The 2,046-nt window shown below is 28.3% G+C and carries 2 protein-coding genes; both read left to right on the top strand.

The window, feature by feature from the left end:
- Window positions 1-158: 158 nt before the first annotated feature.
- A complete protein-coding gene (gene rlmF, locus WBG30_RS01285; protein WP_424502833.1) occupies window positions 159-1,052 on the top strand; it encodes a 23S rRNA (adenine(1618)-N(6))-methyltransferase RlmF in 894 nt (297 codons plus the stop codon).
- Window positions 1,053-1,190: 138 nt separating this feature from the next.
- On the top strand, window positions 1,191-2,046 hold an 856-nt coding region (locus WBG30_RS01280), incomplete at its 3' end, for a sulfurtransferase (protein ID WP_424502832.1).

Genomic DNA, 2,046 nt, shown 5'->3' with positions numbered 1-2,046 from the left:
CTTATAGATATATCAAGAGAACGTCTTTTTAAGACGTTCTTTTAAATTATATATAATTTAAATTTATGTAATAAGCATGGAGCTATTACATTGCTAATTCATTATAATCATGTTACAATTTAAACTGATAAAATCAATAATTATATAGGAGAAATAAATTGAATAATTTAAAACAAAAAGGGTTTCATTTGAGAAATCCGCATTCAGGAAGATATGATTTTAAATCCCTTATAGAGAATTCTAAAGGGCTAAAAAAATACATAAAAAATAGTCCTAGTGGGGACAGTACAATCGATTTTGGAGATGAAAAAGCAGTTTTAGAATTGAATAGAGCTCTCCTAAAAACATATTATGATATTGAAAATTGGGACATTCCAATGGGATTTTTATGCCCACCTATTCCAGGAAGAGCCGACTATATTCATCATATATCAGATCTATTGCCAAAATCTAAAAAACATATTCATGTGTTAGATATAGGGACTGGTGCAAATTGCATCTATCCTATTATAGGAAATAAGTCTTATGGGTGGAAATTTATAGCCTCAGATATTGATCCTATTTCAGTGGAAAATGCAAAGGAAATTATAAAAAAAAATAATCTAGAAGATAGTATAGTTATTAAACTTCAACCGGATAAAAATAACTTTTTTAAAGGAATTATAGATGAAGAGTATGTAGATCTAACAATGTGTAATCCACCATTTCATGCCTCTTTAAAAGATGCATTATCTGCTAATAAACAAAAAAGAGACAACTTAAATAAAACTAGATCCTCTAATTTGAGTGAAAAGTTAAACTTTGGAGGTCAAAAAGCAGAACTTTGGTGTAAAGGTGGAGAGATGTTATTTTTGAAAAAAATGGCTAAGGAAAGTCTTTTATTTTCAGATAAAGTAGGATACTTTACCTCTCTTATATCTAAGGGAGAAAATGTAAAACCCATGGAGAAAATCTTAAAAAAATTAGGAGTAGCAGATACTAAAATTATAGAGATGACTCATGGAAATAAAATATCTAGAATTATAGCCTGGACTTTTAATAATAGAAAATAATTTTTTTTTAAAGAGTCCTATTAGACTCTTTTTTTTATACTTTTCAATACAACATTACCTTGCTTTTCCCTTGTATAATCTTAAAAAAAATGTTATAAACTATAGAGTAACACATAATAAAAATAGGGGTGATTTAAAATGAAAAAAAGATTAATACTAGGGATATTTCTTTTAATGGGAGTATTATCTTTTGCTGAGACTTTTGTATCCACAGAATGGTTGTCTCAAAATAAGGATAATATTAAAATTATAGATGCTAGAGGAAAAGCTTATAAGTTAGGACATATTCCGGGAGCTATTGAAGTAAGTTGGAAATCTCTATCCGATATGGATGCTGAATTTGGATCTGAAAAATGGGGAACGGTATTAGAGATTGATACTTTATCAAAAAAGTTAAATGAATTAGGAATAAAATCATCAGATGAAATTGTAGTTTATAGTAAAACACATGGTGCTTGGGGAGAAGATGGTCGTGTATATTGGACTTTACAAATGGCAGGATTTAAAAATCTTCACATATTAGACGGTGGAATAGAAAAATGGAAAAGTGAAAAAAGAAAAACAACATTTTCTAAAACGAAATATCCTGAAGTAACTAATTCTATAGTTAAATGGGATAATAGTAGAAATATAACAACGGATCAACTAATTAAAGAATTTAATGATTTAGTTATAATAGACACTAGAGAAGAAGATGAATATTTGGGTGCTACTAAGTTTGGAGAAGCTAGAGGTGGACATATGAAAGGATCTATCAATATTCCATTTAATTCATTTTTAGAAAAAGATGGGACTCTAAAGGATTCTAAAGCTATAGAGAACATATTAAAATCAAAAGGAATTGAAAAAAATGCGAAGATAGTAACCTATTGTACTGCTGGAATAAGATCTGCTCATATGCAAGTTGTTTTAGAAAAAATAGGTTATAATGCAAGAAATTATGATGCTTCTTTTTATAGATGGGCAACCTTAAAGACGGTAAAATTAGAAAAAT

Source organism: Psychrilyobacter sp. (genome assembly GCF_049671765.1).
Taxonomy (GTDB): domain Bacteria; phylum Fusobacteriota; class Fusobacteriia; order Fusobacteriales; family Fusobacteriaceae; genus Psychrilyobacter.
This window is presented reverse-complemented; position numbering and strand designations above follow the sequence as displayed.